At 64.5% G+C, this 23,868-nt stretch carries 25 protein-coding genes; 18 read left to right on the top strand and 7 right to left on the bottom strand.

Annotation, left to right across the window (positions count from 1 at the left end; all coding sequences use genetic code 11):
• Window positions 1-41: 41 nt before the first annotated feature.
• Window positions 42-1,052, bottom strand: coding sequence for a type I glyceraldehyde-3-phosphate dehydrogenase (gap, locus tag BBF93_RS16190; RefSeq protein WP_114107126.1), 1,011 nt, complete (start codon window positions 1,050-1,052; stop codon window positions 42-44).
• Between the two features lie 195 nt (window positions 1,053-1,247).
• On the opposite strand from gap, the gene BBF93_RS19600 reads away from it, so the two are divergent.
• The gene (locus tag BBF93_RS19600; protein ID WP_162786606.1) at window positions 1,248-2,189 is read left to right on the top strand and encodes a DMT family transporter; all 942 of its coding nucleotides are present in this window, start codon (window positions 1,248-1,250) and stop codon (window positions 2,187-2,189) included.
• A 129-nt stretch (window positions 2,190-2,318) separates the two neighbouring features.
• Here BBF93_RS19600 and BBF93_RS16180 read toward each other — a convergent pair whose 3' ends face one another.
• Both BBF93_RS16180 and secA read right to left on the bottom strand, forming a co-directional pair.
• Window positions 2,319-2,741, bottom strand: coding sequence for a hypothetical protein (locus BBF93_RS16180; protein ID WP_114106596.1), 423 nt, complete (start codon window positions 2,739-2,741; stop codon window positions 2,319-2,321).
• A 106-nt stretch (window positions 2,742-2,847) separates the two neighbouring features.
• Window positions 2,848-5,601, bottom strand: coding sequence for a preprotein translocase subunit SecA (secA, locus tag BBF93_RS16175; RefSeq protein WP_114106595.1), 2,754 nt, complete (start codon window positions 5,599-5,601; stop codon window positions 2,848-2,850).
• Between the two features lie 181 nt (window positions 5,602-5,782).
• Here secA and BBF93_RS16170 point away from each other — a divergent pair, with 181 nt between their 5' ends.
• The 4 genes from BBF93_RS16170 to BBF93_RS16155 are packed head-to-tail and all read left to right on the top strand — an operon-like array spanning window position 5,783 to window position 8,530.
• Window positions 5,783-6,694, top strand: coding sequence for a peptidylprolyl isomerase (locus tag BBF93_RS16170; protein WP_114106594.1), 912 nt, complete (start codon window positions 5,783-5,785; stop codon window positions 6,692-6,694).
• Window positions 6,691-7,941 (top strand): bifunctional glutamate N-acetyltransferase/amino-acid acetyltransferase ArgJ, encoded by a 1,251-nt coding sequence (argJ, locus tag BBF93_RS16165; protein ID WP_114106593.1) that lies wholly within the window; start codon window positions 6,691-6,693, stop codon window positions 7,939-7,941. The genes BBF93_RS16170 and argJ overlap by 4 nt, the downstream gene beginning before the upstream one ends.
• Window positions 7,938-8,354, top strand: coding sequence for an 8-oxo-dGTP diphosphatase MutT (gene mutT, locus BBF93_RS16160; protein ID WP_114106592.1), 417 nt, complete (start codon window positions 7,938-7,940; stop codon window positions 8,352-8,354). Before argJ ends, mutT begins: the two co-directional genes overlap by 4 nt.
• Complete coding sequence (locus tag BBF93_RS16155; protein ID WP_233349177.1) at window positions 8,354-8,530, top strand: Flp family type IVb pilin; 177 nt, start codon at window positions 8,354-8,356, stop codon at window positions 8,528-8,530. The genes mutT and BBF93_RS16155 overlap by 1 nt, the downstream gene beginning before the upstream one ends.
• 9 nt (window positions 8,531-8,539) lie before the next feature.
• On the opposite strand, the gene BBF93_RS16150 is transcribed toward BBF93_RS16155, so the two are convergent.
• Window positions 8,540-9,481, bottom strand: coding sequence for a methyltransferase domain-containing protein (locus BBF93_RS16150; RefSeq protein WP_114106591.1), 942 nt, complete (start codon window positions 9,479-9,481; stop codon window positions 8,540-8,542).
• Between BBF93_RS16150 and BBF93_RS16145 the strand changes: the two genes are divergently transcribed.
• The 6 genes from BBF93_RS16145 to BBF93_RS16120 all read left to right on the top strand — a co-directional run bounded on the left by BBF93_RS16145 (window position 9,480) and on the right by BBF93_RS16120 (window position 13,934).
• Window positions 9,480-10,250 carry a ComF family protein gene (locus tag BBF93_RS16145; protein WP_233349176.1) on the top strand — a complete coding sequence of 257 codons (771 nt, stop codon included), beginning with the start codon at window positions 9,480-9,482 and terminating at the stop codon, window positions 10,248-10,250. The genes BBF93_RS16150 and BBF93_RS16145 overlap by 2 nt on opposite strands.
• Window positions 10,251-10,318: 68 nt before the next feature.
• The gene (gene grxC, locus BBF93_RS16140; RefSeq protein WP_035595258.1) at window positions 10,319-10,579 is read left to right on the top strand and encodes a glutaredoxin 3; all 261 of its coding nucleotides are present in this window, start codon (window positions 10,319-10,321) and stop codon (window positions 10,577-10,579) included.
• A gap of 16 nt (window positions 10,580-10,595) precedes the next feature.
• Window positions 10,596-11,048: a DUF1178 family protein gene (locus tag BBF93_RS16135; RefSeq protein WP_114106590.1), complete on the top strand. Its 453-nt coding sequence runs from the start codon at window positions 10,596-10,598 to the stop codon at window positions 11,046-11,048.
• Window positions 11,049-11,146: 98 nt separating this feature from the next.
• Window positions 11,147-11,449 carry an aa3-type cytochrome c oxidase subunit IV gene (locus BBF93_RS16130; protein WP_035595253.1) on the top strand — a complete coding sequence of 101 codons (303 nt, stop codon included), beginning with the start codon at window positions 11,147-11,149 and terminating at the stop codon, window positions 11,447-11,449.
• A 122-nt stretch (window positions 11,450-11,571) separates the two neighbouring features.
• Window positions 11,572-12,543 carry an ABC transporter ATP-binding protein gene (locus tag BBF93_RS16125; protein WP_114106589.1) on the top strand — a complete coding sequence of 324 codons (972 nt, stop codon included), beginning with the start codon at window positions 11,572-11,574 and terminating at the stop codon, window positions 12,541-12,543.
• The gene (locus tag BBF93_RS16120; RefSeq protein ID WP_114106588.1) at window positions 12,543-13,934 is read left to right on the top strand and encodes an ABC transporter permease; all 1,392 of its coding nucleotides are present in this window, start codon (window positions 12,543-12,545) and stop codon (window positions 13,932-13,934) included. The genes BBF93_RS16125 and BBF93_RS16120 overlap by 1 nt, the downstream gene beginning before the upstream one ends.
• Window positions 13,935-13,953: 19 nt before the next feature.
• On the opposite strand, the gene BBF93_RS16115 is transcribed toward BBF93_RS16120, so the two are convergent.
• A complete protein-coding gene (locus BBF93_RS16115) occupies window positions 13,954-14,592 on the bottom strand; it encodes a hypothetical protein (RefSeq protein ID WP_035595247.1) in 639 nt (212 codons plus the stop codon).
• 218 nt (window positions 14,593-14,810) lie between these two features.
• Window positions 14,811-15,065 carry a 30S ribosomal protein S21 gene (rpsU, locus tag BBF93_RS16110; RefSeq protein WP_367179257.1) on the bottom strand — a complete coding sequence of 85 codons (255 nt, stop codon included), beginning with the start codon at window positions 15,063-15,065 and terminating at the stop codon, window positions 14,811-14,813.
• Between the two features lie 90 nt (window positions 15,066-15,155).
• Here rpsU and BBF93_RS16105 point away from each other — a divergent pair, with 90 nt between their 5' ends.
• From BBF93_RS16105 to BBF93_RS16095, 3 genes are all read left to right on the top strand, one after another.
• On the top strand, window positions 15,156-15,773 hold the full coding sequence (locus BBF93_RS16105; protein ID WP_114106587.1) for a COQ9 family protein: 618 nt from the start codon (window positions 15,156-15,158) through the stop codon (window positions 15,771-15,773).
• A 269-nt stretch (window positions 15,774-16,042) separates the two neighbouring features.
• Entirely contained in the window at window positions 16,043-16,378 is a 336-nt protein-coding gene (locus BBF93_RS16100) for a DUF2794 domain-containing protein (protein WP_035595244.1), read from the top strand.
• Window positions 16,379-16,511: 133 nt separating this feature from the next.
• Complete coding sequence (locus tag BBF93_RS16095) at window positions 16,512-16,850, top strand: hypothetical protein (protein ID WP_035595242.1); 339 nt, start codon at window positions 16,512-16,514, stop codon at window positions 16,848-16,850.
• A gap of 38 nt (window positions 16,851-16,888) precedes the next feature.
• Here BBF93_RS16095 and BBF93_RS16090 read toward each other — a convergent pair whose 3' ends face one another.
• Window positions 16,889-18,733: a DUF885 family protein gene (locus BBF93_RS16090; protein ID WP_162786605.1), complete on the bottom strand. Its 1,845-nt coding sequence runs from the start codon at window positions 18,731-18,733 to the stop codon at window positions 16,889-16,891.
• 142 nt (window positions 18,734-18,875) lie between these two features.
• Here BBF93_RS16090 and BBF93_RS16085 point away from each other — a divergent pair, with 142 nt between their 5' ends.
• The 4 genes from BBF93_RS16085 (at window position 18,876) to BBF93_RS16070 (ending at window position 23,807) form a co-directional block, all read left to right on the top strand.
• Window positions 18,876-19,673, top strand: coding sequence for a SapC family protein (locus BBF93_RS16085; protein ID WP_051612305.1), 798 nt, complete (start codon window positions 18,876-18,878; stop codon window positions 19,671-19,673).
• A gap of 167 nt (window positions 19,674-19,840) precedes the next feature.
• Entirely contained in the window at window positions 19,841-21,976 is a 2,136-nt protein-coding gene (locus BBF93_RS16080) for a protein-disulfide reductase DsbD (RefSeq protein WP_114106585.1), read from the top strand.
• Between the two features lie 48 nt (window positions 21,977-22,024).
• The gene (locus BBF93_RS16075; RefSeq protein WP_114106584.1) at window positions 22,025-22,672 is read left to right on the top strand and encodes a redoxin domain-containing protein; all 648 of its coding nucleotides are present in this window, start codon (window positions 22,025-22,027) and stop codon (window positions 22,670-22,672) included.
• 133 nt (window positions 22,673-22,805) lie between these two features.
• Window positions 22,806-23,807, top strand: a complete 1,002-nt coding sequence (locus BBF93_RS16070) for an alpha/beta fold hydrolase (protein ID WP_199285901.1) — start codon at window positions 22,806-22,808, stop codon at window positions 23,805-23,807.
• The last annotated feature ends 61 nt before the right edge of the window (window positions 23,808-23,868 follow it).

The raw sequence follows: 23,868 nt of genomic DNA, 5'->3' as shown, positions 1-23,868 counted from the left end.
GCCCCCGCCTTCGCAGGAGGGGCGAGCGGCGGGGAAGGCGTTCAGATAAGCTTCGCCATTGCGATGGCGGTGTCGGCCATGCGGGTCGAGAAGCCCCACTCATTGTCATACCAGGTCATGATGGAAACGAAGTTGCCGTCCATCACCTTGGTCTGATCAAGATGGAAGATCGAGGAGCGATCGTCATGGATGAAGTCCGACGACACGTTCGGAACGTCCGTATAGCCGAGGATACCCTTCAGCGGGCCGGCATCAGCGGCGGCCTTGATGGCAGCGTTGATCTCTTCCGGGGTGGTGGCTTTCTTGGCGACGAATTTCAGGTCAACCACCGAGACGTTCGGCGTGGGCACGCGCACCGAGATGCCGTCGAGCTTGCCTTTCAGTTCCGGCAGCACCAGGCCGACAGCCTTGGCGGCGCCGGTCGAGGTCGGGATCATCGACAGAGATGCTGCGCGGGCCCGGTAGAGGTCCTTGTGCATCTGGTCGAGCGAAGGCTGGTCGTTCGTGTACGAATGGATCGTCGTCATCATGCCCTTTTCGATGCCGACGGCCTTGTGCAGGACCTGGGCGACCGGCGCGAGGCAGTTGGTGGTGCACGATGCGTTGGAGACGACGGTGAAGTCCTTCTTCAGCTTGTCATGGTTGACGCCGTAGACAACCGTGAGGTCTGCGCCGTCAGCCGGGGCCGAAACCAGCACGCGCTTGGCGCCGGCGGCGAGGTGCGCGGAGGCCTTGTCCTTGGAGGTGAAGATGCCGGTGCATTCCATCGCGATATCGACGTCGAGTTCCCGGTGGGGCAGATCCTTCGGATCACGGATGGCCGTCACGAGGATCGGCTTGCCGTTGATGACAATCTTGTCACCATCGACCTTCACATCGGCCGGGAAACGGCCATGGACCGAATCGAAGCGGAGCAGGTGGGCATTGGTTTCGACAGGTCCGAGATCGTTGATGGCCACCACTTCGATATCGGTGCGTCCATGCTCGATGATCGACCGAAGAACCAGTCGGCCGATGCGGCCGAATCCGTTGATGGCTACACGAACGGTCATCTTTATTTCTCCTCTTGGGCGAGCAAATTCACAGGCTTGCGCCCCTTTAAATGGGTGTGTCGGCCCCGTCCACCCCACACGATGCGGCACCGCGACGCGAAACGGGACAAACGGGAATTCATCCTTGCTGCTTGCAAGCTGCGTGCTAGTCCGGAGGGGAGACAGGCGGCGCAGAGACGCTGCGGGGAGACAACGATGACAATGCCTGAAACGGCGCAGTCTGGCGCCCAGCGCCGCTCCTTGGCCGTCTGGATCATCTTCACCGTGCTGACAATTCTGTGGGCAGGCGCCTATGGTTTGACCCGTATTGCCGTCGGCACAGGCACTGCAGAAGGCCTCCCCCCCGAATGGGTACTCCCTGGGCGGCTGACCGGCGGGGCGATCTTTCTGCTCACCCTGATGTTCGTACTCGGAAAGCGTCTGCCGCCGCTGAGCGATCGGCGCCGCTGGGCTGTCATCGTTGCCATGGGGTTCATCGGCTCGCTGATCCCCTTCTTTCTGATCACCGTGGCGCAGGAGACGGTGGATTCCAGCCTGGCGGCGCTCTACACGGCGGCCGCGCCGGTCTTCGTGACGCTGGGCGCCAGCCTCCTGTTTTCCGAAGAACGCATGACCCGGAATACCGGCATCGGCATCCTGCTCGGCTTTGCCGGAGTGGTGGCGCTGTTCGGCCCGGAGGCGATCCGGCATTTCGGCTCGGCCAGCATGACCGCGCAGCTTCTGCTGCTGCTGGCAACCCTCGCCTTCTCGGCCAGCACGCTGATCGCCCGCGCGTCCCCGCCGATGGAGGTGATCCCGATGGCGGCAGGGTTCATCACGGTCTCGGCGGTGCTGTCCTGGCCGATGGTGTTTACCGTGGACCCTGCTGCGGTTTCAGCAGACTGGCATCACTGGCTGGCGGTGGCCGCGCTGGGCATCGGGCCATCGGGCGTGGCGCAGGTGCTGTATATGGCGCTGGTGGCGCGGGCCGGGGCGACGTTCCAGTCGCTGACGGGCTATTCCGTGCCGGTGGCAGGGGCGGCGTTCGGCTGGCTGTTCTTCCGCGAGACACAAAGCTGGAATGCGGCCCTGGCTTTGGCGCTGATCCTGGGCGGGGTGTGGCTCGCCCGGCAGGGCGGGCGCGGCCGGATCGTCTGACTTTCCCTGCCGGATAAGCGCTCGCCTCTCAGGGGAATTCCGGCGCGCGCCTTTGAGGGATAAGGGCGCAAAAAAACTCCAGGGAAAACTCCAACGGCTGGCCCGAAACCTCCAACCGCACGCCAACCGCTACTCGGATGCGTCCGGGGCTTTGACCGGGCAGCGGGTCCACTGTTTTGCGTTCTCCCAGTCGCTCTGAATGCCGGAGGCGTCCTTGCCCGCGAGCAGGAAAGCGTCTTCCGACACCCAGTCGGCCACCAGCGAGGCGCCGTCCGCGCGCCACCAGGGGAAACGCCCGCCAAAGGCTTTCACCTCCCAGATGCCCATATCGCCGCCGGGCGTGCGGGCGTGAATCGCATGCGCGCCGGCCGCCTCGATCACCGCCGGATCATCGCAGGAGACCTGGGGCACATTGACGATAACATCCGGCCCGCCGCGGAAGCCGATCTGCCAGCTGCCCACAAAGGGCGCGGCCTCTGCCGGTGCAGGCTGGGCAAGGGCGGGCAGGGCGGCGAGAGCGGCCAGCGCCGCGAGCAGGGAGACGTGTTTCATGGCCGCCAGCTTAGGCAGCGGCGCGCGCGGGTCTTCCCCCTGAAACGGGGTACGCCCCACCTTGAGGGGCGGGGCGTATCAGATCGGGACTGCCAAAGGGTGCCTATCAGGCTTTCTGCGGGACGATGGCGCCGTGGCAGTATTTGTATTTCTTGCCCGAGCCGCAGGGGCAGGGGGAGTTGCGCGGCGTGTTGGACCAGTCGTCCTCGGCCTGGAACAGCGGCGGGCCGGGCGGGGTGGCTTTATCGTCGGGGTCCATCTCGTTGATGCCGGTATCGGGATCAAGCTTGGTCTCGCGGATCTGTTGCGGTTCTTGGGCCGGCTGGGGACGCGGCGGCGGGGCCACCGGCTGGGGCTGCTGGGCCGGGGCCTGCTGCACGCGGATATGCATCAGCGAGCGGGTAACCGTGGCGCGCAGTTCGCTCAGCAGGCTGTCGAACAGGTTGAAGGCTTCGCGCTTGAACTCGTTGAGCGGATCGCGCTGGCCATAGGAGCGCAGGTGGATGACCGAGCGCAGCTGGTCGATCTGCTGGAGGTGTTCGCGCCAGCGCAGGTCGAGCACCTGAAGCAGGAATTGCTTCTCGATGCGGCGCATCTGCGGCGCGCCGATCTGCGCAATCAGATCAGCATACTGAGCCCCGACGGCCTCGCGAATGCGGCCGGCGATCTCTTCATTGGCCACGCCTTCTTCGGCGGCCCATTCGCGCACGGGAAGTTCCAGGGCGAGGTCTGACCGCAGGCTTTCTTCCAGGCCGGCGATATCCCACTGCTCCGCATACGCCTTTTCCGGCATCGTGCGGGCCACGAGGGCCTCGATCACGCTTTCGCGCATGTCCTCGATCACGTCAGAGACATCGTCAGAGCGCAGGAATTCCATGCGCTGCTCGAAGATGGCCTTACGCTGATCGTTGATCACGTCGTCATATTTGAGGACGTTCTTGCGGATCTCGAAGTTGCGTTCCTCGATTTTCTTCTGCGAGGTTTCCATCGCCTTGTTCATCCAGGGATGGGTGATGCCCTCGTCTTCCTTGATGCCGAGGCGGCGCATCACGGCGTCCATCCGGTCGGCCGCGAAGATGCGCATCAAATCGTCTTCGATGGAGATATAGAATTTCGATTTGCCGGGGTCGCCCTGACGGCCCGTCCGGCCGCGCAGCTGGTTGTCGATCCGGCGGCTTTCGTGACGCTCCGTACCCAGAACATAGAGGCCGCCCGCATCCAGCGCCTGCTTTTTCTTGACTTCGATATCGGCCTTGATCTGCGCGCCGAGCAGCGAGATTTCGCCTTCCGACAGGTCGCGGCCGAGGGCCTTTTCCTTCGCGGTACGCTCCTGCTCCAGGCGCATTTCATAATTGCCGCCGAGCTGAATGTCGGTGCCGCGGCCTGCCATGTTGGTGGCAACCGTCACAGCGCCGGGCACGCCGGCTTCGGCCACGATGAAGGCTTCCTGCTCGTGATGGCGCGCGTTCAGAACCTTGTGGGGAATGCGCTGCGCGGTGAGGAGGTGGGAGAGGAGTTCGGATTTCTCGATCGAGGCGGTGCCCAGGAGGATCGGCTGGCCCTTGGCATTGGCCGCGCGCACTTCCTTGATGATCTCGGCATATTTTGCCTTGGCGGTGCGGTAGACGACATCATCCTCATCGATCCGGCGAACAGGTCTGTTCGTAGGCAGATCAACCACTTCCAGCTTGTAGATGTCGGCAAATTCCGAAGCCTCGGTCAGCGCCGTACCGGTCATGCCGGCGAGCTTCTTGTAGAGGCGGAAATAGTTCTGGAAGGTGATCGAAGCCAGCGTCTGGTTTTCCGGCTTGATCTCGACGCGCTCTTTCGCCTCGATGGCCTGGTGCAGGCCTTCGGAGAGGCGGCGGCCTTCCATCATCCGTCCACTGAACTCGTCGATCAGCATTACCTGATCGTCCTTGACGATGTAGTCCTTGTCGCGGGAATAAAGCTTGTGGGCGCGCAGGGCCTGGTTGGAATGGTGAACGAGGGAGATGTTGCTTGGCTCCCAGAGCGAGCCTTCCAGCACGCCCATCTCGGTGAGCCATTCTTCCATCTTCTCGGTGCCGGTTTCGGTGAAGACGACCGAGCGCTGTTTCTCGTCCAGCTCGAAGTCAGAATCTTCCAAGCGCGGGATCAGGCTGTCGACGGCGATGTAAAGTTCGGAGCGGTCGTCGGTCGGGCCGGAGATGATCAGCGGCGTGCGCGCCTCATCGATCAGGATGGAGTCCACCTCGTCGACGATGGCATAATGGTGGCCGCGCTGCGCCATCTGGTCCAGCGAGTATTTCATGTTGTCGCGCAGATAGTCGAAGCCGAACTCGTTGTTCGTGCCGTAGGTGATGTCGGCGGCGTAGCCGGCCTTGCGCTCTTCCTCGGAGATGCCGTGGACGATCACGCCGGTCGTCATGCCGAGGGCGGCATAGATGCGGCCCATCCAGTCAGCGTCGCGGCGGGCGAGATAGTCGTTGACGGTGATGACGTGGACGCCCTTGCCCTCAAGCGCGTTGAGATAGGCCGCGAGTGTGGCGACGAGGGTCTTGCCCTCACCGGTGCGCATCTCGGCGATGGCGCCGGAATGCAGGATCATGCCGCCCATCAGCTGCACATCGAAATGGCGCATGTTGTTGACGCGCTTGGCCGCTTCACGGACGACGGCGAAGGCTTCTTCCAGCAGGCTGTCGAGGGTGGCGCCATCGGCGAGGCGCTTGCGGAACTCTGCCGTCTTGCCCTTGAGGGACTGGTCCGACAGCGCCTCCATGATCGGCTCAAGTGCGTTGATCCGGTTTACCCGCGCCTGAAGCGGCTTGAGTTTACGGTCATTGACCGTACCGAAAATCTTGCGAGCTATGGAAAGCATATAAGCAGCACCAACCAGTTCGGGTGAAAATTTCTAATCCTGCCAGACATCTTACAGGACTTTTCCGGGTTCTCCCACCGCGCTTTCACCGGATGAAACCACTCGACCAGCGCGCGGGGCAGACTTAAGAACGCCGCCAAAGGGTGTCAATGCGGCGCCTTCAGCCAGAGAGGTGTGGCCCATGACCCGGCGGCGCGCTGATTTTACTGTCCTTTGTACGGCCCTGGCGGCCTTTGTGCTGGCCGGTTGCTCGCAGGATGGCTTCCAGCTGGACGAGAAGCAGCGGGAGGTCAGCCGGGAGGTGGCCGCGCGGGTGAATGGCGAGGCGATCTATACCGCAGATGTCGAACTGGAGGCCGTGGCGCGGGGGCTGGTGGTGTCCGGCGCCGCGCTGCGCAGCGGGGACGAGGCCTACAAACAGGTGCTCGACCAGCTGATCGATCAGAAGCTGATGGCGCAGGAAGCCGAGCGCCTGGGGCTGGAGAAAGACCCCGCCGCCCAGCGCCGCCTGGAGATGGCGCAGGAGCGGATCATGGGGAACCTTCTTGTGGAAAGCGTGGTGGCCCAGCAGGTCACCGACGAGATGATCGACCGGATGTATGCCGAGCAGGTGCGCCTGCAGCAGGTGAACGACCAGGTGTCGGTGGCGCATATCGTGACGGAGTCCGAGGAGGAGGCCGAGGCCGTCTGGCTGCGCGTGCAGGCGGGCGAGCCGTTCGAGGGGCTTGTCTTCAACCATTCCAAGGACAGCGCCACCCGGATGGAAAATGGCGACCTTGGCTATGTGGCGCCCAATGATCTGCCCGATCCCTATCCGGTGGTGATTGCCAACACGCCGGTCGGCGAGGTGTCGGCGCCCTTCCAGGTGGAGGACAGCTGGCGCCTCTTGAAGGTCAAGGACCGGCGCACCGAACCGCCCAAGACGCGTGAGGAAATGCGGCCCGAGATCGCCACCTTCCTGACGCTCAGCGAAGTCAGCCGCATTCTCCGCCGCCTGCGTACCGAGGCGAGCATCGAGAAAGTGGACGGCCAGACCTATACGCCGGAAAACGCGCCCGCGCCGGCCAAAGCCCTTACCGGAGATGAACTGTGAACCTGACCCCTTCGCCCTTTGCCCCTGCCTCCTTTCCGGCGCTGCCGGCTGTACGCGGCCTCAAGGCGGCCGCCGGCAGCCGCGGCTTCTATGCGCGCCGGGGCATCACGCGCGACGATGTGTTTCTGGTGGTGTTCGACCCCGGCACGGCCTGCGGCGGGGTGTATACCCGCTCGCTGACGGCGTCGGCCGATGTGCGCTGGTGCCGGCAGGCGCTGGAGCAGGGCGGGGGGCAGGCGGCCGCTTTGGTGGCCAATTCCGGAAACTCCAACGCCTTCACCGGCCCCAAGGGCGTGCTCAAGAACGAGGCGACCCTGGCGGCGCTGACGCAGACCCTCGGCGTGAAGAAGGAGCATTGCTTCCTGGCCGCTACCGGTGTCATCGGCGAGCCGCTGTCTGACCCCAACTATGTGGGCGCCTTTGTGCCGGACCTGGCCGCAAAGCTCGGCGCGCCGGACTGGGAAAGGCTCGCCCGCGCCTTCATGACGACGGACACCTATCCCAAGGGCGCGGGCACCGTGGCCAGCATTGACGGCGCCGAAGTGCGCTTTGCCGGCATCGCCAAGGGATCGGGCATGATCGCGCCGAACATGGCGACGATGCTGTCCTATGTGTTCACCGATGCGGCCATCGCGCCCGAGCTGCTGCAGACGGCGCTGCGCCAGGTGGCGGATGAGACGTTCAACGCGATCACGGTGGACGGCGACACGTCCACCTCCGACACGCTGATGGTGTTTGCCACCGGGGCGAGCGGCATGGCGCCGGTCACTTCGGAAGAAGACCTGCGCTTCCGCGCCTTCACGGCCGCGCTGAAAGAGGTTTGCCTCGACCTTGCCATGCAGGTGGTGAAGGATGGGGAGGGGGCGAGCAAGGTGGCCAAGATCACCGTGGAAGACGCGGCCTCACCTGCCTCTGCCAAGAAGATTGCCTGCGAGATTGCCAACTCTCCGCTGATCAAGACCGCGATGGCGGCGGGCGACGCAAACTGGGGCCGGATCGTCATGGCCGTGGGCAAGGCATATGAACCGATCGAGCTGGAAAGCCTCGCCATCTGGTTTGACGATGTGCAGGTGGCCAAGGGCGGGGCGCGCGCGCCCGATTATGATGAGGCCGCCGCTAGCGCTGTGTTTGCCAGAAGCGAGTTTGCCATCCGCGTTTCGGTGGGCGTGGGGACGGGCCGGGCAACGGTTTGGACCTGCGACCTCACCCATGGCTATGTCGATATCAACGGCGCCTACCGGACATGAGCCGGCGCCTCTTGCTGGTGGTTGCGGCCGCGCTGATCGACGAGGCGGGACGGATCCTCCTGGCACAGCGCCCGGAGGGCAAGCAGCTCGCCGGGCTCTGGGAGTTTCCGGGCGGCAAGATCGACCCCGGCGAGACGCCCGAAGCGGCGCTGGTAAGGGAGCTGGCCGAGGAATTGTCGATCACGGTTAAGGAAGAGGAACTGAAGCCGCTGACATTTGCGAGCTTCACTTACCCTGACTTTCACCTGTTGATGCCATTGTACGCGTGTGAAAGCTGGACCGGGACGATCCATCCGCGCGAGGGGCAAGCCATCGCCTGGGTAGAGCCTGCAAGGCTGCGAGAGTATCCTGCGCCACCGGCAGATTTGCCCCTGTTCGACTGGCTGATGGAGCAAGCATTTGCGGAGCGGTGATGCCCCTGTTGAAGACCCTGTTCCGGAAGCTTGCGGCCGATGAGGCTGGCGGCACCGCGATTGAATATGGTCTGATTGCCGCGCTGATCGTGGTTGCGCTGCTGGGCGGGCTGACGGCGGTGACCGATGCCAACAACGCCAATTATGATCTGATCGAGGAAAAGCTCGTCGTCTGACGCGCCCGCTCAGCTCTCTTCCTGTTCTGTCCCTTCACTGTCCGGCCTTCCGGCGCGCCGCACTGCGTCTGCCATGCTGGCCCTGGCGCTGCCCGGTTTCAGGGGCTGGGGCTGGCCCGGCGCCGGCGCCCAGCCTGACAGGTGGACAATCTCGAATGTGGCACGCACGCGGCCATCGGGATCGGAGAATCGCTCCTTGTAAAGATCCATCGCCCGCGCCAGCACCCGCCGGGGCAGCGGACGGCTGACGCCGCGCACAAAAGCGGCGCGTTCCCCCATCCCTTTGAGATCGCGCAGCAACGCTTCCGGCGTCTTGTAGCGCACGGTTACCGTATCGCGGTCGACCACCGGCAGGGCAAAGCCCGCGCGTTGCAGCAGGCCCGCCATGTCCCGCAGGCCGGGCAGGGGGGAGAGGCGGGGGCTGAGGCCGCCGGTCAGCTCTGTCTCCGCCTCGCTCATCACCTCCCGCAGCTCGGCCAGCGTGCCGGCGCCAAACAGCGCGCCGAGGAAAAGACCATCGGGTTTCAGGATGCGGCGGATCTGGACCAGGGCGCCGGGCAGGTCGTTCACCCAGTGAAGGGTGAGGGGCGAGACAACCAGATCGAACCGTTCCGGTTCAAACTGCAGGGCTTCCTCATCGGCAAAGACGGCTTCCAGGCCGCCCGCGGCGGCGGCGTTCAGAAAGAGGTCTGCCGTGTCGCTGACGATGGCCGATTTTGTCCGGTTTTGTCCAAGAAGTGTCCGGGAAAGTCCGCCATCGGCCCCGCCCAGTTCCAGCATTGTCTCGAAAATACGCGGCGTGTCGGCCACCCGCGTTTCAAGATCGCTCGACACGCGGGCGCGCAGGAAGTCATAGTCTTGATAGTGGCGCGCAAAGGCCTGACGCCGCCGGCGCAGCTTGTCGCGGTCAAAGATCTGCGGCGGAGACGGGGATTGAGGGGAGGGGGGCATGAGCGGGGATATGAAGGCTGGCACGCTCGCGGCCAAGAGCCTATTCCGCCAGACGCGGGATTTCCTCTGGCCGCCCCGGTCTCTGATCAGCGGCGACCGGGGCGAAGGCGCCGGACCGCTGAAGCCCGACGAGTTCACGAAAATCCGTTTCATTACAGAGCCGGTCTGCCATCGCTGCGGCGTGCCGCAAGACTATGATGCCGGCCCGGAAGCCGAATGCGCCGCCTGTATCGCCCGCCCGCCCAGATGGGGCCGGGCCCGCGCGGCCTTCGTCTATGACGACATCTCCCGCCGCCCGGTGCTGGACCTGAAGCGCGCCGGCCGCCGGGACGGGCTGGAAATTCTGGCGGGATGGATGCTGCAGGCGGGCGCCCCGCTGGTGGAAGAGGCCGAGGTGATCGTGCCCGTGCCGCTGCATTATACGCGCCTCGTGATGCGCGGCTTCAACCAGTCGGCCTGGCTGGCGCAGGCTATCGGTCAGGTTTCCGGCCGGCGTGTCTGCGTGGACGGTTTGAGGCGTACGCGGCGTACACCCAGCCAGGCAGGCCTTTCGACCCGCGCGCGGCGCCGCAATGTGACGGGCGCGTTTGATGTGCGCCCGTCCCGCCGGAAGCTTGTTGAAGGAAAGCGCGTGCTGCTGGTGGACGACGTGCTGACGACCGGGGCGACGCTGAACGCCTGCGTGCGGGCCCTGAAACGGGCAGGCGCGCGGCAGATCGACGTTCTGGTGCTGGCACGCGTTGTCCGCGCTACGGATGTCACCATATAACGGCTTGATGACATTTCGGCCTGAGAATGACCGGAAATGTCTAGGTTTTGACGAAAGGATTTCGCGTCATGGCGAAGGTTACGATCTACACCCGTCAGTTCTGCCCTTACTGCACCCGCGCTGTTGCGCTGCTCAAGGAAAAGGGCGCCGACTTCAAGGAAATCGACGCCGGCATGGACCCCAAACTGCGCGAGGAAATGATCCAGCGCTCGAATGGCGGGCGCACCTTCCCGCAGATCTTTGTGGGCGAGGCCCATATCGGCGGCTGTGACGACATGATGGCGCTGGACCGGGCAGGCAAGCTCGACCCGATGCTGGCGCAAGCCTAAAGGCGGAGCGTTCGCGGTGATTCTCTACGCGCTGATCTGTGGTGATTGCGATCACGAGTTCGAGGGCTGGTTTGCCAGCTCCGAAGCGTTTGACCGCCTGTCAAAGCGCAAGCAGATCGATTGCCCGGAATGCGGCGGCCACAAGGTGGGCAAGCAGATCATGGCGCCGGCCGTGCGCCCGTCCGACAAGGCCCTGCCGGGCAAGATCGACGAGGAGGCGCTGATGAAGGAATTCGTCCGCCGCGCCCGCGAACATGTCTCGCAGAACTTTGATTATGTGGGCGATGATTTCGCCGAAGAGGCCCGCGCCATCTATTATGGCGAGCAGGACCACCGCCCGATCTGGGGCGAGACGACGCCCGAAGAGCGCGAGGCGCTGGCCGATGAAGGCATTCCGGCGATGCCGCTGCCCGCGCCCTTTGCGCCCAAACCGCCCAAATCCGCAAAACGTAAACAGCCGCTCAATTGACGGCGCGCGCTTTGCCGCGCTTGAACGTGGCAAAGGGCTTGGGTAGAAGGCGGCCTGTCAGTTATCTGAAGTCATAGTTTGAAGTCGGGGAGGCCCTCATGGCGAGCCAGGAATATCATCGCGGTGAAATGGACATCCACGGCCAGAAAGCCACTTGGGATGGCTTCATCACCGGCTCCACCTGGGGCTCGCTGATCACCATCATGGTGGTGGGCTATGCGACTTTGGCCATCGCCATCGGCCTCAACTGGATGGTTGCCCTTGGCCTGATGGCCATCCTCGGCTTCGGTGCCGGCCTCTTCCTCAACCTCGGCGGCCGCTGGATGGCGACGGTTGTGGTGATGATCGGCCTTGCGCTGGTTGTGCAGGCTTTCATCTGGCTGTTTGGCGTTCTTCTCTAGAAAACGCCTGAGGAATTTGAGGGCGCGGTTAACGCCGCCGCAAAGCCTTCTGCCGCATACCCTCTTGAACTTTATCGAAACTCGCTAAAGTTGAGAGTCTGTCCGGTTCTGGGAGGCCGCCTTTGAGCGACGCGCCACTTATCCTGTCACACGCAACCAAGCGATTCGGCGCGTTTACCGCCGTGAGCGACCTGTCATTCGAGGTGCCTGCCGGTCAGATCATCGGCTTTCTTGGCCCCAATGGGGCGGGCAAGTCGACCAGCCTGCGCATGTCGCTGGGCGTGATGGCGCCGGATGAGGGCGAGGTGCGCCTGTTTGGTGCCCGGCCGGAGCTGAAGAGCCTGAAGCGCGTGGGCTTCCTTCCCGAAGAGCGCGGCCTCTACAAGAAGATGACCGCCCGCGACACGATCATCTATTTCGGGCGCCTGAAGGGCCTCAGCGCCAGTGACGCGCGGGCCCGCGCGGATGAGCTGCTGGAGGCCACAGGCCTTGGCAAGTTCCGCACGACGCGCATCTCCAAACTCTCCAAGGGCATGGCGCAGAAGGTGCAGATCCTCTCCACGCTGGCCCACCGGCCGGATTTTCTCATTCTCGATGAGCCCTTCTCCGGCCTTGACCCTGTGAACCAGCAGACGCTGGAAGACCTGATCAAGGCAGAGCATGCGCGCGGGGCCACGATCCTCTTCTCCACCCATGTGATGGAACATGCCGAGCGGCTGTGCGACCGAATCGTGATGCTGGCGCGGGGCCGCAAGGTGCTCGATGGCACGCTGGAAGAGGCCTATGCGACGCTGGGCAGCGGCGCGCGGATCACGCTGGAGCCGGGCTTTGATCTTGCCGCCGCGCTGACGCCGAAGGGCTTTGGTGTGCACCGGGCTGCTGACAAGGGGCCGGGCGAAGCCTGGCGGGTGGATCTGGCGCCGGGGCAGGGGCCGCAGGATGCGCTGCGCGCCGTGCTGGAGGCGGGCGCGCCGATCATCGGCTTCCAGCCGGAAGAGGCGCGGCTGCGCGATGTGTTTGTCTCGCTGGTAGGCGAAGCGGAAGCCGCAGCGCTGGATACCCTTGCGGTGCCGGCGGAAGGGGAGGTTGTCTGATGCGCAACATCTATCTGGTCTTCCGGCGGGATTATCTTGGCTATGTCAAAGCCTGGGGCTTCTGGCTGAGCCTGGCGGCGGTGCCCCTTTTCCTCATCGTGGGCGCGAGCTTCGGGTATTTCGCCGCGACGGCCTCACCGGTGCGCTATTTCGCGGTGGTGGAGCCAACCCGCATCTATGCCGATGCCATCGAGGGCGAGTTCCAGCGCCGCAGCAGCGAAGCCGCCGCCGAGGCAAGAGCGCTGGCCGAGCAGATGAACATTCCGCTCGCCGAAGCGCAGGATCAGGTGGCCGACGCGGCCGGGGGGCGGAAGTTCATCGAAGTGCCCGCGCCCGCGCGCACGCTGGAGGAATTGCGCCCCTGGCTGACGGGGGAGCGCATGATCGCCGGCCCGGCGGGCGAGCGCCCGCTATTTGCCGTGTTCATACTTTCCGAGGACGGATCACAGCTGGAATACTGGAGCGGGGACGTGAATGTCGACACGCTGCAGCGGACGGCGGAGATCGCCATGCGCGATCTCAGCCGGCGGGACGCGCTGGCCGCCTCCGGCCTCAATCCGGATTTCCTGAAGCAGGCAGATGCCGCGGCCATCAAGGTGCCGGCCTTCCGTCTCAACGCCACGCAGGCGGGGGAAAGCGGCGCGGAAGTGACGATGGCAGACCGGGCGCCGGCAATCGTATCTGCCGCGCTGGCCTATTTCCTGTGGCTGATGATCTTCTCGATCATCCAGTACCTGTTGATGGGCACGATCGAAGAGCGCTCCAATAAGATCTTTGATACGCTGCTCACCTCGGTGCAGCTGCCCCAGCTTCTGGCGGGGAAGATGCTGGCGGTGTTTGCGGTGACCTCGACGATGATGCTGTCCTGGTCGCTGTTCGGGATTGTGGGGTCTGCCGTTTCGGCCAGCCAGGTGCCCGGCATGGCGGACATGATCCAGCCCTTCATTGCGGCGGTCACCGATCCCAAGCTGATCCTTCCCGCGCTGGTCAGCTTCGTGCTCGGCTACATTCTCTATGGCACGCTGTTCATGGCGCTCGGCTCGCTCTGTGACACGATCCAGGAGGCGCAGACGCTGCTCAGCCCGATGATGATCCTGCTGATGTTGCCGATGTTTGCGATCTTCGTGGCGTTTCAGGATCCCGGCTCGCCCATCGTGGATGTGGCCTCCTGGATCCCACTGTTCACGCCCTTCCTGCTGATCCTGCGGATGCCGCATGACCCGCCGATGTGGGAAGTGCTGGCGCAGATGGGGATGATGGTGGTGATCACCGCGCTGGTCGTCTGGGGCGCCACCAAGGTCTACCGCGCCGGCGCCGTACACGGCGCAGGCATTGGAGAACTGGGCGGCATGATCAAGCGCGCGCTGGGGATGAAACCGAAGGCGGGGTGATCCCCGCTAACGCCGCGCTTTAGGCTACTCTGGCCGCGCCGAGGACCGGCATCGGGCGGTAGGATTTGGCGACAGGCTCGAGGATCTGCGCGCTCCACGGGCGGTCTTGCAGCCAGGAGCCGTAATCGGTGTTCTCCAGCCGCGGGGCGGGCAGGAAATCGAGCGCTTCGGTCACCGTGTCTGCCCGCTTGGAGATCAGCGAGAAGGTTTCGGCGCGGCGGCCACCGACTTCCACCTGCGAGAATTCTGCCACGCAGCCTTCGCGCTGGAACTGCACGGTGCGCTTGTTGACGGTGAACATCTCCGTATCGCCGTCCAGCCAGGAGATGAGGTCGCCGGGCACCAGGATGCGGTGGGAGAGGTCCGCCTCCGGAAACGCTTCCTGCAGATGGCGCACAAGGCTGCGCCGCAGCGGGAATTCGGACCGGCCAATCACCTTCCAGACCGTGAGCAGGCCGTCCTCACCGGTTTTTTCGAGGATCTCCACTGCTGCCACGCCGTGCAGCACGATCAGCCAGTTCGGGCGGGCAGCGGAAAAGAGATAAGTGTCCGTCCGGATCTCGGCGACGCCAAGGCCAAACAGATGGTGAAGCGCCTCGATGTGCGGCATCTCTTCAGAGGGCCAGGCGCGATATTCATACAAGGTGGTGCGCGGCATGGGAGGAACCTGACTTTTTTGTAAGCTCTGCCGGTTTCAACGAGCAAGGCGGCGATGGGTTCCATCGCCTGCAAAAATCAGAGTCAAATCAGGCCTCAACAGCCCTTTTGCCGCTGGGAATGCCCGGAAAAGAGGCAGTTGCGGACAAACAAAAACCCCGCCAGAGGCTCTGGCGGGGTTTTTCGTGTGGTTCAGCGATATGCCGAGAGGCGATCAGCCTACACGATGCCTTCGCGCTGGGCGCGCTTGCGAGCGAGCTTGCGGGCACGGCGCACGGCTTCGGCGCGCTGGCGGGCTTTCTTCTCGGAAGGCTTCTCGAAATGCTGACGGGCCTTCATTTCCCGGAACAGGCCTTCGCGCTGCATCTTTTTCTTCAGCGCGCGCAGGGCTTGCTCAACGTTGTTATCGCGGACGACGATCTGTACTATGGGACTTCTCCATCGGGTTCTTTCGGGCGCCAGGCACCCTGGAATTCGTTAATTACGGGCCTGACAGCCTAAGAAGCGCGGCCTATATCACGGTGAAACAGCTTTCGCCAAGCCCCTTGCGCCGGGAATCGACACATGACAACGCCGCCTTCTGCACTGCTTCGCCGCCGCTGGCTGGACGCCCTGCTTCCAGAGGTCGTTTTTGAGGGCTGGAGCGAGACCGCCGCCGCGGCCGCCGCCGTAAAGGCGGGGCTGACACCGGGCGAGCAGGCGCTGGCCGCCCCGCGCGGCGTGATTGACCTGATCGAGGGCTTTTTCGACGATGCCGAAGCCCGCGCGCGGGACGCGCTGGCGGGGGAAGACATGTCCGGCCTGCGGGTGCCTGACAAGGTGAAGCGCGGGGTGCTCGTCTGGCTGGCCGGGCTTGAGCCTCACCGGGAAGCGGTGCGCCGAGCGGCGGCCCGCGGCTTCCTGCCCTGGGGCGCCGGGCCGGCGCTGCAGCGCAGTTGGAAAGTGGCCGACATGGTGTGGACCGCAGCGGGTGACACTTCTGAAGATTATAACCGCTATTCCAAGCGCGGCCTGCTGGCGGGCGTGATCCCGGCAATCGTGCTGCACTGGGCCGATAATCCGTCCCCGGAAGACCTTGAGTCCTTCATTGAGCGGCGTCTGGCGCATGCGTCCGGGGTCGGACGAACGGCCGCGCGATTCGTGAAACCGATTCTTGATCGGATGCCGCAGAAACAGCATTGATCGCAGCGCGTGCGGCGCAGCTTAATTCTTCTGAATTTTCAGGGGGTTAGGTTGTCGGACGGGGGCGCAACAAACACCCCAGGGGGCTGGGGGGGCTGATGGGTCCGGGGCGCTTGCGAAAGTCCTCCGTCCGACACCCATAAGATGGCCGCGCGATGCGGCGGGGGCAAGGCCGAATTGCGGTGAAACAGAGTCTGCGGGATTAATTATGCGTTAGCTCTACAAGGGGCTGGACGCGAACGAAAACCTGTGACGAAACTGTAACCGAGATGACGGATTCTTTCCACAGGAAACCTGCACCGGAACCGGTCGTTGCCTTTCAGAAGGCAGAGATGCAGCCCATTCTTGATGTCTATGGCCGGTTGGTGATTGCAGGCGAGGCGCGCGACTATGCCATCGGCATGGAAGAGGATGTGGCGACCTTCGCGATCTTCCGCCGCCATGCCGAAAGCCCCACCTGGCGAATCGAGAAAGAGCCCGCGCTGGCCAATCGTCAGGGCCAGTATGCGGTGTATGGATCTGCCGGCCAGGTGCTGCGCCGGGGGCGGGATCTGCGGCAGGTGCTGAAGGTGTTTGAATCACGCCGTTTCACCATCGTGCGCTGACGGCTTTTCCACAAACTCATCCACAGCGGAACGTTAACGGCGCGTTTGCCGTTTAACCCTTTGTTTACCAAAAACTTCTTGCGAACCAAACTAGAACATCATAAGAACATGTCACAAGGAACGGAGCAAGAACATGTTTGGTCAAGTCAGCTTTCGCGGCAAGTCAGGCAAGGCGTGGAAATTCCAGCGGACGGCGGCAGATGCGCCGTGGGCACGCAGTGCCGGTGTGGTGATCTTTGCAGCCCAGGATGCCTGCGGCTGGCGCGTCTACCGGGTGATGGAACTCTCCGGACGCCCGCATGACATCCAGCCGATCTGGGCGCTGGCCGAGGCGGAGCGCTATGGCGCCAATGCCGTGTTCCTGGCGCTGGAATTTGATGGCCACCAGCGCAAGGCGATGGTGGCTGATCTTGAGGCCGGGTTCATGCCGGTCTGCCGGTCGGACCAGGCGCCGGTGCGGCTTGCAGCCTGACTGGGTTTCGATGGTGGTGGCGCCGCGCGGGGCAGGGCTCAGTTCTGAACCTGCGCGGTATACCAGCGGGTGACATCCTCTTCGACCATGCCGAGCGGGCGCGGCCCGCCCATCAGGATCACCCGGTGAAATTCCTTCGGGTCGAATTTCGGCCCCAGCACACGGATGGCGCGTTCCCGCAGGTCGAGGATCCGTTCGCGGCCGATCCAGTAGGCGGCCGCATAGCCCGGCCGCACGGTGTAGCGGTCCACCTCATCAGCGCTCCGCTCCAGGCTGAGGCCGGTGGTCTCTGCCAGATAGGCAATCGCCTGATCGCGGCTCCAGCGCTCATTGTGGATGCCGGTATCGGCGACCAGCGCCGCCGCGCGCAGCAGCAGGGATTGCAGATAGCCGATGCGGCTCACCGGATCTTCCGAGTAAAGACCCAGCTCGTCGGCCAGGGTTTCGGCATAGGAGGCCCAGCCTTCGCCATAGGCCACGTTCCACACCATCTGGCGCGCCAGGGGCAGGCCGGCTTCGCGCGCCGCGCTGCTTTCCAGATGATGGCCGGGCACAAGCTCATGGAAGGCCAGCACGGCCAGCGAGAAATCCGGCCAGTCTGCCAGCCGCTGGGCATTGATCTCCACACGCGCCGGGCGGTTATTGCCAAGCGCGCGGGGAATGTAGGCTGCCGGGGGCAGGAAGCTGGCAAATTCGGGCGGCACGGCACGCAGGCCTGCCTTTTCGGTCAGGGGAATGTCGAACTGGCCTGACAGGGCGGCTTCGGCGCGGTCTGCATGGGCCAGGATGCGGCCGATCAGGGCGGCATGGCCTTCTTCCGTATCAGGATAAATCTGTTCGGGCTGGGCGGCGAGGAAAGCCAGGCGCTCGCCCACGCTGCCGTCTTCAAGGCCAAGGGTAACCAGCGCGCGATGGGTCTCTGCCAGCAGCGCGTCGACTTCCAGCTTGCCGCGCTCGTGCAGGCCGGCGGCGGAGGCGTCGTCGCCGGTATAGGCCTTGAGTGCGGCCGCGTAATAGGCAGGGCCATCGGGAAGCTGCCAGACGCCTGGCAATTCCGGCGCCGTGTTGGCCAGCGCGCTCAGGCTCGCAGCAAAGGCGGCATAGGCAGGGCGCACATTCTCGGCGGCAATCCGGCGCACATCTGTCAGCAGCTGCTGGCGCTCCGCCGGGGTCAGATCGGCGATGCCGGGCAGCAAGTTTTCAAAGCTCACCACGGCCGGGCTTGTCTCCGGCGGCGCGACGGCTCCGGCGGCCGCAAGCGCGTACATCCGGCGCAGGATGGGGGCGGGGGGCACTGTTCCGGCGCGGGCATCGGATTCCAGGCGCCGCCGGTCGTCCTCGATGGCATCGGCAAACTGCGCCATCCGGTCGGCATAGGCGCGCGCGTCTGCCGGTGTGCGCAGCGGATGAAAACGCGCCAGAAGGTCGGGCACATCCAGATAGGCGCCGCGCGTATGGTCGGTCACATAGGGGTAGGACGCGCCCAGTGCCGAGGCGCCATGGCCGGCCATGAACAGGGTTTCAGCGGTTTCATGGGCGGCAATCAGCGTGTCGAGATGGCGGGCCAGGGCGCTGCCGCGCGCCGGGCGCGTGATGCGCACCAGAAGGTCGCGGGTTTCCAGGCGCGAGAGACGCGCGCGCTCATAGGCGGCCTGCGACCGGTCGGTCAGGAAGCGGTTATAGGCATAGCCGGCATCCGGTTCCGGCAGGCCCAGCCGCGTGGCCAGTTCCGGGTCGCGGGTGACTTCGTTCTGGGCCACCGTGGTGAGGGTCCGCTCAATCTCCCGGGCGACGCGCCGGGGGGTGCCTTCGGGGTCTGCGCGGGGGGTGCAGGCAGCCGGCACCACGGCAAGGAGAAGGGCTGTGCAAAGCCCGGCCGGCAAAAGGCGCGCTGTTCTGCGTCCGCTTAAGGCTTGCATGACACTTATATTACTCGGTTTTCACTGTAATTGAGCTTGTTTCGGGTGTTGTGGCCATAGTTTATTTCCGTTACTTCTCCGGCAAAGTTCCGAGGAGCCACGCAACGTGACAACGCCCATTCCGACTGGCGGTTCATCCGCACTTTCCGGTCAAGTTCTGTTCTACAAGAATCCGCAGCCGCTTTCTGCTGAAGATCATGGCGGTCTTGGCGTTAAGCAGATCCCCCAGCCTTTCGGGTTCCTCCGCGAAGCCCATGCCGTTCCGGTCACCGTGACCGAGTTTGGCGTTTCGGCGGCTTCCTACCCGATCATCTTCGTGGGGGAAGAGCGCACTCCGGTCGCCGTGATGGGTGTTCGCCAGGGCGAGAACCTGTATGTCGACAGCAACGGCCTGGTGCTGGAAGACCATTACATTCCCGCCTTCGTGCGCCGCTATCCGTTCGTCTTCGCCACCGATGAAGGCTCTGACCGTCTTCTCCTCTGCGTCGACCGGTCTGCGCCGATGGTGTCCAACCAGCCTGAAGTGCCCTTCTTCCAGAACGGCCAGCCGACCCAGTTCACCAGTGATGCCATCGAGTTCTGCAAGGAATTCGAGCGTCAGCGCCGCGCCACGGTCGATTTCGTGAAAATCCTCCGCGACATGGACCTCTTCGAGCAGAAGACGGTGACCTTCCAGCCGCGCGACCCGCAGGGCAACAATACCGGCCCGGCCCAGAAGGTTGCCGACTATTGGGCCATCTCCGAGGAGCGCCTCAATGCGCTTGCGCCGGAGAAATTCCTGGAGCTGCGCAACAATGGCGCGCTTGGCGCCTGCTATGCGCACCTCGTGTCGCTGCTGAACTGGTCGAAAGTGGTCAACCGCGCGGTCCGCGCGGCGCCCCAGCAGGCCGAAGCGGTCTCCTGAGGCCCTTTTTCTTCGTGATTTTCCGGAAACGGCCTTCCATCTCGGTGGAGGGCCGTTTCTTTTTTGACGCAGGCTGCCGGCATCACGAACCGGCGAGCAGGGCTTTCCCCGGCCAGACGCCCGGCGCATATGTCATGCAATCGTAATTGTGGACGGAGCTGCTGTAGATGACAGGGTTTATCCGGCGTTTTGCCTTTGCCGCGCTTGGCCTTTCGCTCATGGCCGGGCTGGCCCATGCGCAGATGGACGAGCGCCGGGCCGAGGCAGAGCTGATTGCAGACCGGGTCAGCGTCGCGCCGGGCGAGACCTTCTATGCCGCGCTGCGGATGCAGATGGATGATGGCTGGCACATCTATTGGCGCAATGCCGGGGATGCCGGCCTGCCGCCGCAGTTGATCCTGAAAGAGGGCACCAGCCTGCCCGAAGACGCCGTGGGCGGTTTCCTCTGGCCGTTGCCACATCTGATCCCCGTCGTTGAAGGCGAGATCATGGATTATGGCTATGATGACGAGGTCATCTTTGCCTTTCCCGTGACGGTGCCGCAGGATGCGAGCGGGGAGATGAAGATCGTTGCCGAGGCCGATTACCTCATCTGCGAATCGATCTGCATTCCGGAGACGGCCGATGTGTCCCTGACCCTGCCGGTAGGCGCGCCCCAGGAGAATGCCGAGGCAGGCGCGAAGATCGGCGAATGGATCGCCCGCGTGCCGACCGCCTTTCCCGGCGAGGCGCGGATTGATGACGCGGCCGAGCCCTGGACGCTGTCGCTGCGCCAGGAAGGCGGCTTTCCGGAAGACGCGCATATCCGTTTCTTCCCGTTCAATCACGAGATCAGCCACCCGGCGGCTCAGCCCCAGCGTGCGGGCCCCGAAGGCGCCAGCCTGTCGCTGACGCCTGATCGCGCAGGCAGCATTTCAGACACGCTCGACGGCGTGATCCGGATAGATGCGCCCGGCGCTGAACCTTTCGGCTATGAGATCTCTGCTGCGCGCGGGGAGGTATTTGCGGGCACCGCTGACCGGGAAGTGCAGGCTGTGATGCCGGGCAAGGGGCTGGGCGCTGCCGCCGGCGGGGCTGCGCCGCTTGGCCTTGAGCGGATCGTGACGCTCGCTTTCTTCGCCCTCATCGGCGGTATCATTCTCAATCTCATGCCCTGCGTGCTGCCGGTCCTCTCCATGAAGGCGCTCGGCATGGTGCAGGCGGCGGCTTCGGGCCATGCCGGGGAGCTTAAATCCCATGGCCTCTGGTATACCGGCGGCGTGCTGATCTCCTTTCTGGCGCTGGCGGGCGCGCTGCTGCTGGTGCGGCAGGCGACCGGCTCGGCGACGCTCGGGTTCCAGCTGCAACACGCGCCCACTGTGGCCATCCTTGCCCTGGTGATGTTTGGCGTCGGCCTCTGGCTGATGGGCTTTTTTGAACTCGGCAGCTCTGTTCAGAACCTCGGCGGCAGCCTTGCCAATCGCGGCGGCGCGGCGGGGGCCTTCTTTACTGGGGTCCTGGCCGCCATGGTCGGCGCGCCCTGTGTCGGCCCGTTCCTGGGCGCCGCGCTCGGCGCCGTGATCGGCCAGCCTGCCCCGGCAGTGATCGCTGTTTTCCTGGCCATGGGTTTTGGCATGGCGCTGCCCTTCCTGATCCTTAGCTTTGTGCCGGGGCTGCACCGTCTGTTGCCCAAGCCCGGCAAGTGGATGGACACGCTGAAACAGGCCTTTGCCTTTCCGATGTTCCTCACTGCCGCCTGGTTGCTCTCGGTGGTCGCCGGGCTTGCCGGGGCAGGGGCCGCGGGCTGGACCCTCGCCGGGGCAACGGCGCTGGTCTTTGCCATCTGGCTGGGGCGTCAGGGCGGGGGCCTGCGCAAGGGCGTTGCCGCGCTCGCGCTGGCCGGGGCGTTTGTCTATCCCGCCATGCAGGCCAATGTGCCCGCCGCTTCGGTAACCGGCAGCAGCCAGACCGCCTTCAGCGGCAGCTATGGCGAAGCGGCCTGGAGCCCGGAAACCGTCGAGGCGATGCTGGCGGAAGGCCGTCCCGTCTTCGTGGATTTCACCGCCAGCTGGTGCGCCAGCTGTCAGGTCAACAAGCTCACCACGCTGAAAACGCGCAAGGTGCAGGATGCGTTCAAGGCCGCGAATGTGGCGTTCCTTGTGGGCGATTTCACCCAGAAAGACCCGATGATTGCCGAGGAATTGAGGTTGCGGGAGCGCGCCGGGGTGCCGATGTATCTCTGGTATCCCGCGGGCGCGAGCGAGCCGCAGATCCTGCCCGAGATTCTCAATCAAGAACTTGTCATTGGACTTGTCGAAGGCTGACAGGGCTATAATTCGGCCACATGTGATTATTCGAGACAGGAGACGACGATGATACTTTCCCGCCGCCACTTGAGCCTCGCCGCCGGCATGGCCGCTGCGGTGGCCCTCACCGCCGGAGCGCTGATCGCCTCGACCGCGGAAGCTGCCCCCAGCGCGGATGTAGGCAGCTCCGCCCCGGCCTTTACCGGCACCACCTCCAATGGCGAAACTGTCTCTCTGGCAGACTTTGCCGGCAAGACCGTCGTGCTCGAATGGACCAATGATGGCTGCCCCTTCGTGAAGAAGCATTACGCCACCCCGCCGGCCAACATGCAGTCGCTGCAGGCTTCGGCCGCCGCCGATGATATTGTCTGGCTGACGGTGATTTCTTCCCGGCCGGGCTCGCAGGGCCATGTCTCGCCGGAGCAGGCGAATGAGCTGTCCACGTCGCGCGGGGCTGCCCCGGCGCATGTGATCCTGGACGAGAGCGGCGACATCGGCCGCCTCTATGGCGCCAAGACGACGCCGCACATGTATATCGTCACGCCTGAGGGCAAGCTCGTCTATGACGGGGCGATCGACTCGATCCCCTCAGCCAGGGTCGACGACATTGCCAAGGCTGACAATTACGTCACCGCGGCGCTGGCCGATCTTGGCGCGGGCAAGCCGGTCGCCACCCCCACCACCAAGCCCTATGGCTGCGCCGTCAAATACTGACGGGCAGCGCCATCTGGGCTGACAAGGGCCGGCGGGGAAACCTGCCGGCCTTTTCCGTTTGGCCTCTGACGTGGCGAAAGGGTTGCCGCCTGCCGGATATGGCTCCAAAACCTGACGGCTGGAGGAGGCGCCGATGACCAGAGACAAGAACCCCATCGTCAGGGACCAGCCTGCGGAGATGCCGTCGGAAGGCGGGCCCCTCGCCGAATATGGCGGCGCGCTGCCACCGGCCCCGGCCTGGTTCCGCGAAGCCGTAGCGGCGCCCTACGAGATGGGCAAGGTCACCGTGAAGGGCGCCGAAGTCACCTTCCAGCGCTGGGGCAAGCGCGGGGCGCCGGGCCTGTTGTTCGTGCACGGAAATGGCGCCCATGCCCATTGGTGGGATTTCGTCGCGCCGTATTTCGCCGGGCATTACAATGTTGCTGCACTGACATTCTCCGGCATGGGCGACAGCGCGTGGCGGGATGCCTATGACATGGACACTTTCTCCGATGAGCAAGTGGCCGTGGCCGAGGCGGCCGGCCTGTTCGATGCGCCCAGGAAGCCGGTCATCATCGCCCATTCCTTCGGCGGCTTTGTCACCCTGGTAACCGGCGCCCGGCATGGCAGCCGGTTTGAGGGCATGGTGATCGTCGACAGCCCGGTCAATCCGCCCGAACGCCCGCGGGACGGGCCCTCCCGCGCCAGCCGTCCGCATAAGGTCTATCCCGATCTTGCCGCCGCGCTCGCCCGGTTCCGCCTGGCGCCGCCTCAGCTCTGCGAGAACCATTATGCGATGGACTATATCGCCCGCTGGAGCCTGAAGCGCGCCGAGGGCGGCTGGACCTGGAAATTCGATCCGATGATCTGGACCCGGTTTGAACCGGGGCTGGATCCGGCCGAGATGCTGAAGGCCGCCCAGTGCCGCATCGCCATCATCCGGGGCGAGGAAAGCGCGCTGATGCCGGATGATGTGGGCGACTATATGCGCGGACTTCTGGGCCATCAGGTGCCGTTCGTGTCGGTGCCCCATGCCCGCCACCATGTGATGCTGGACCAGCCGGTCGCGTTCATCTCTACCCTGCGCATGCTGCTGGCCGAATGGGACCATTCCGATCCGCACCGCAGCGTGGACGGGCAGGGCGCGGGCGTCTGAGGCCTCCGGCCTGCCTGTCTTGATCCTTTAACTTGATCGCCCGGCGTCAGAGGCTAAGGCT

The organism is Hyphomonas sp. CACIAM 19H1 (genome assembly GCF_003325995.1).
In the GTDB taxonomy this organism is placed as follows: Bacteria; Pseudomonadota; Alphaproteobacteria; order Caulobacterales; family Hyphomonadaceae; genus Hyphomonas; species Hyphomonas polymorpha.
Note: the sequence above shows the minus strand (reverse complement) of the source record. Positions and strands in the feature narration are given on the sequence as shown.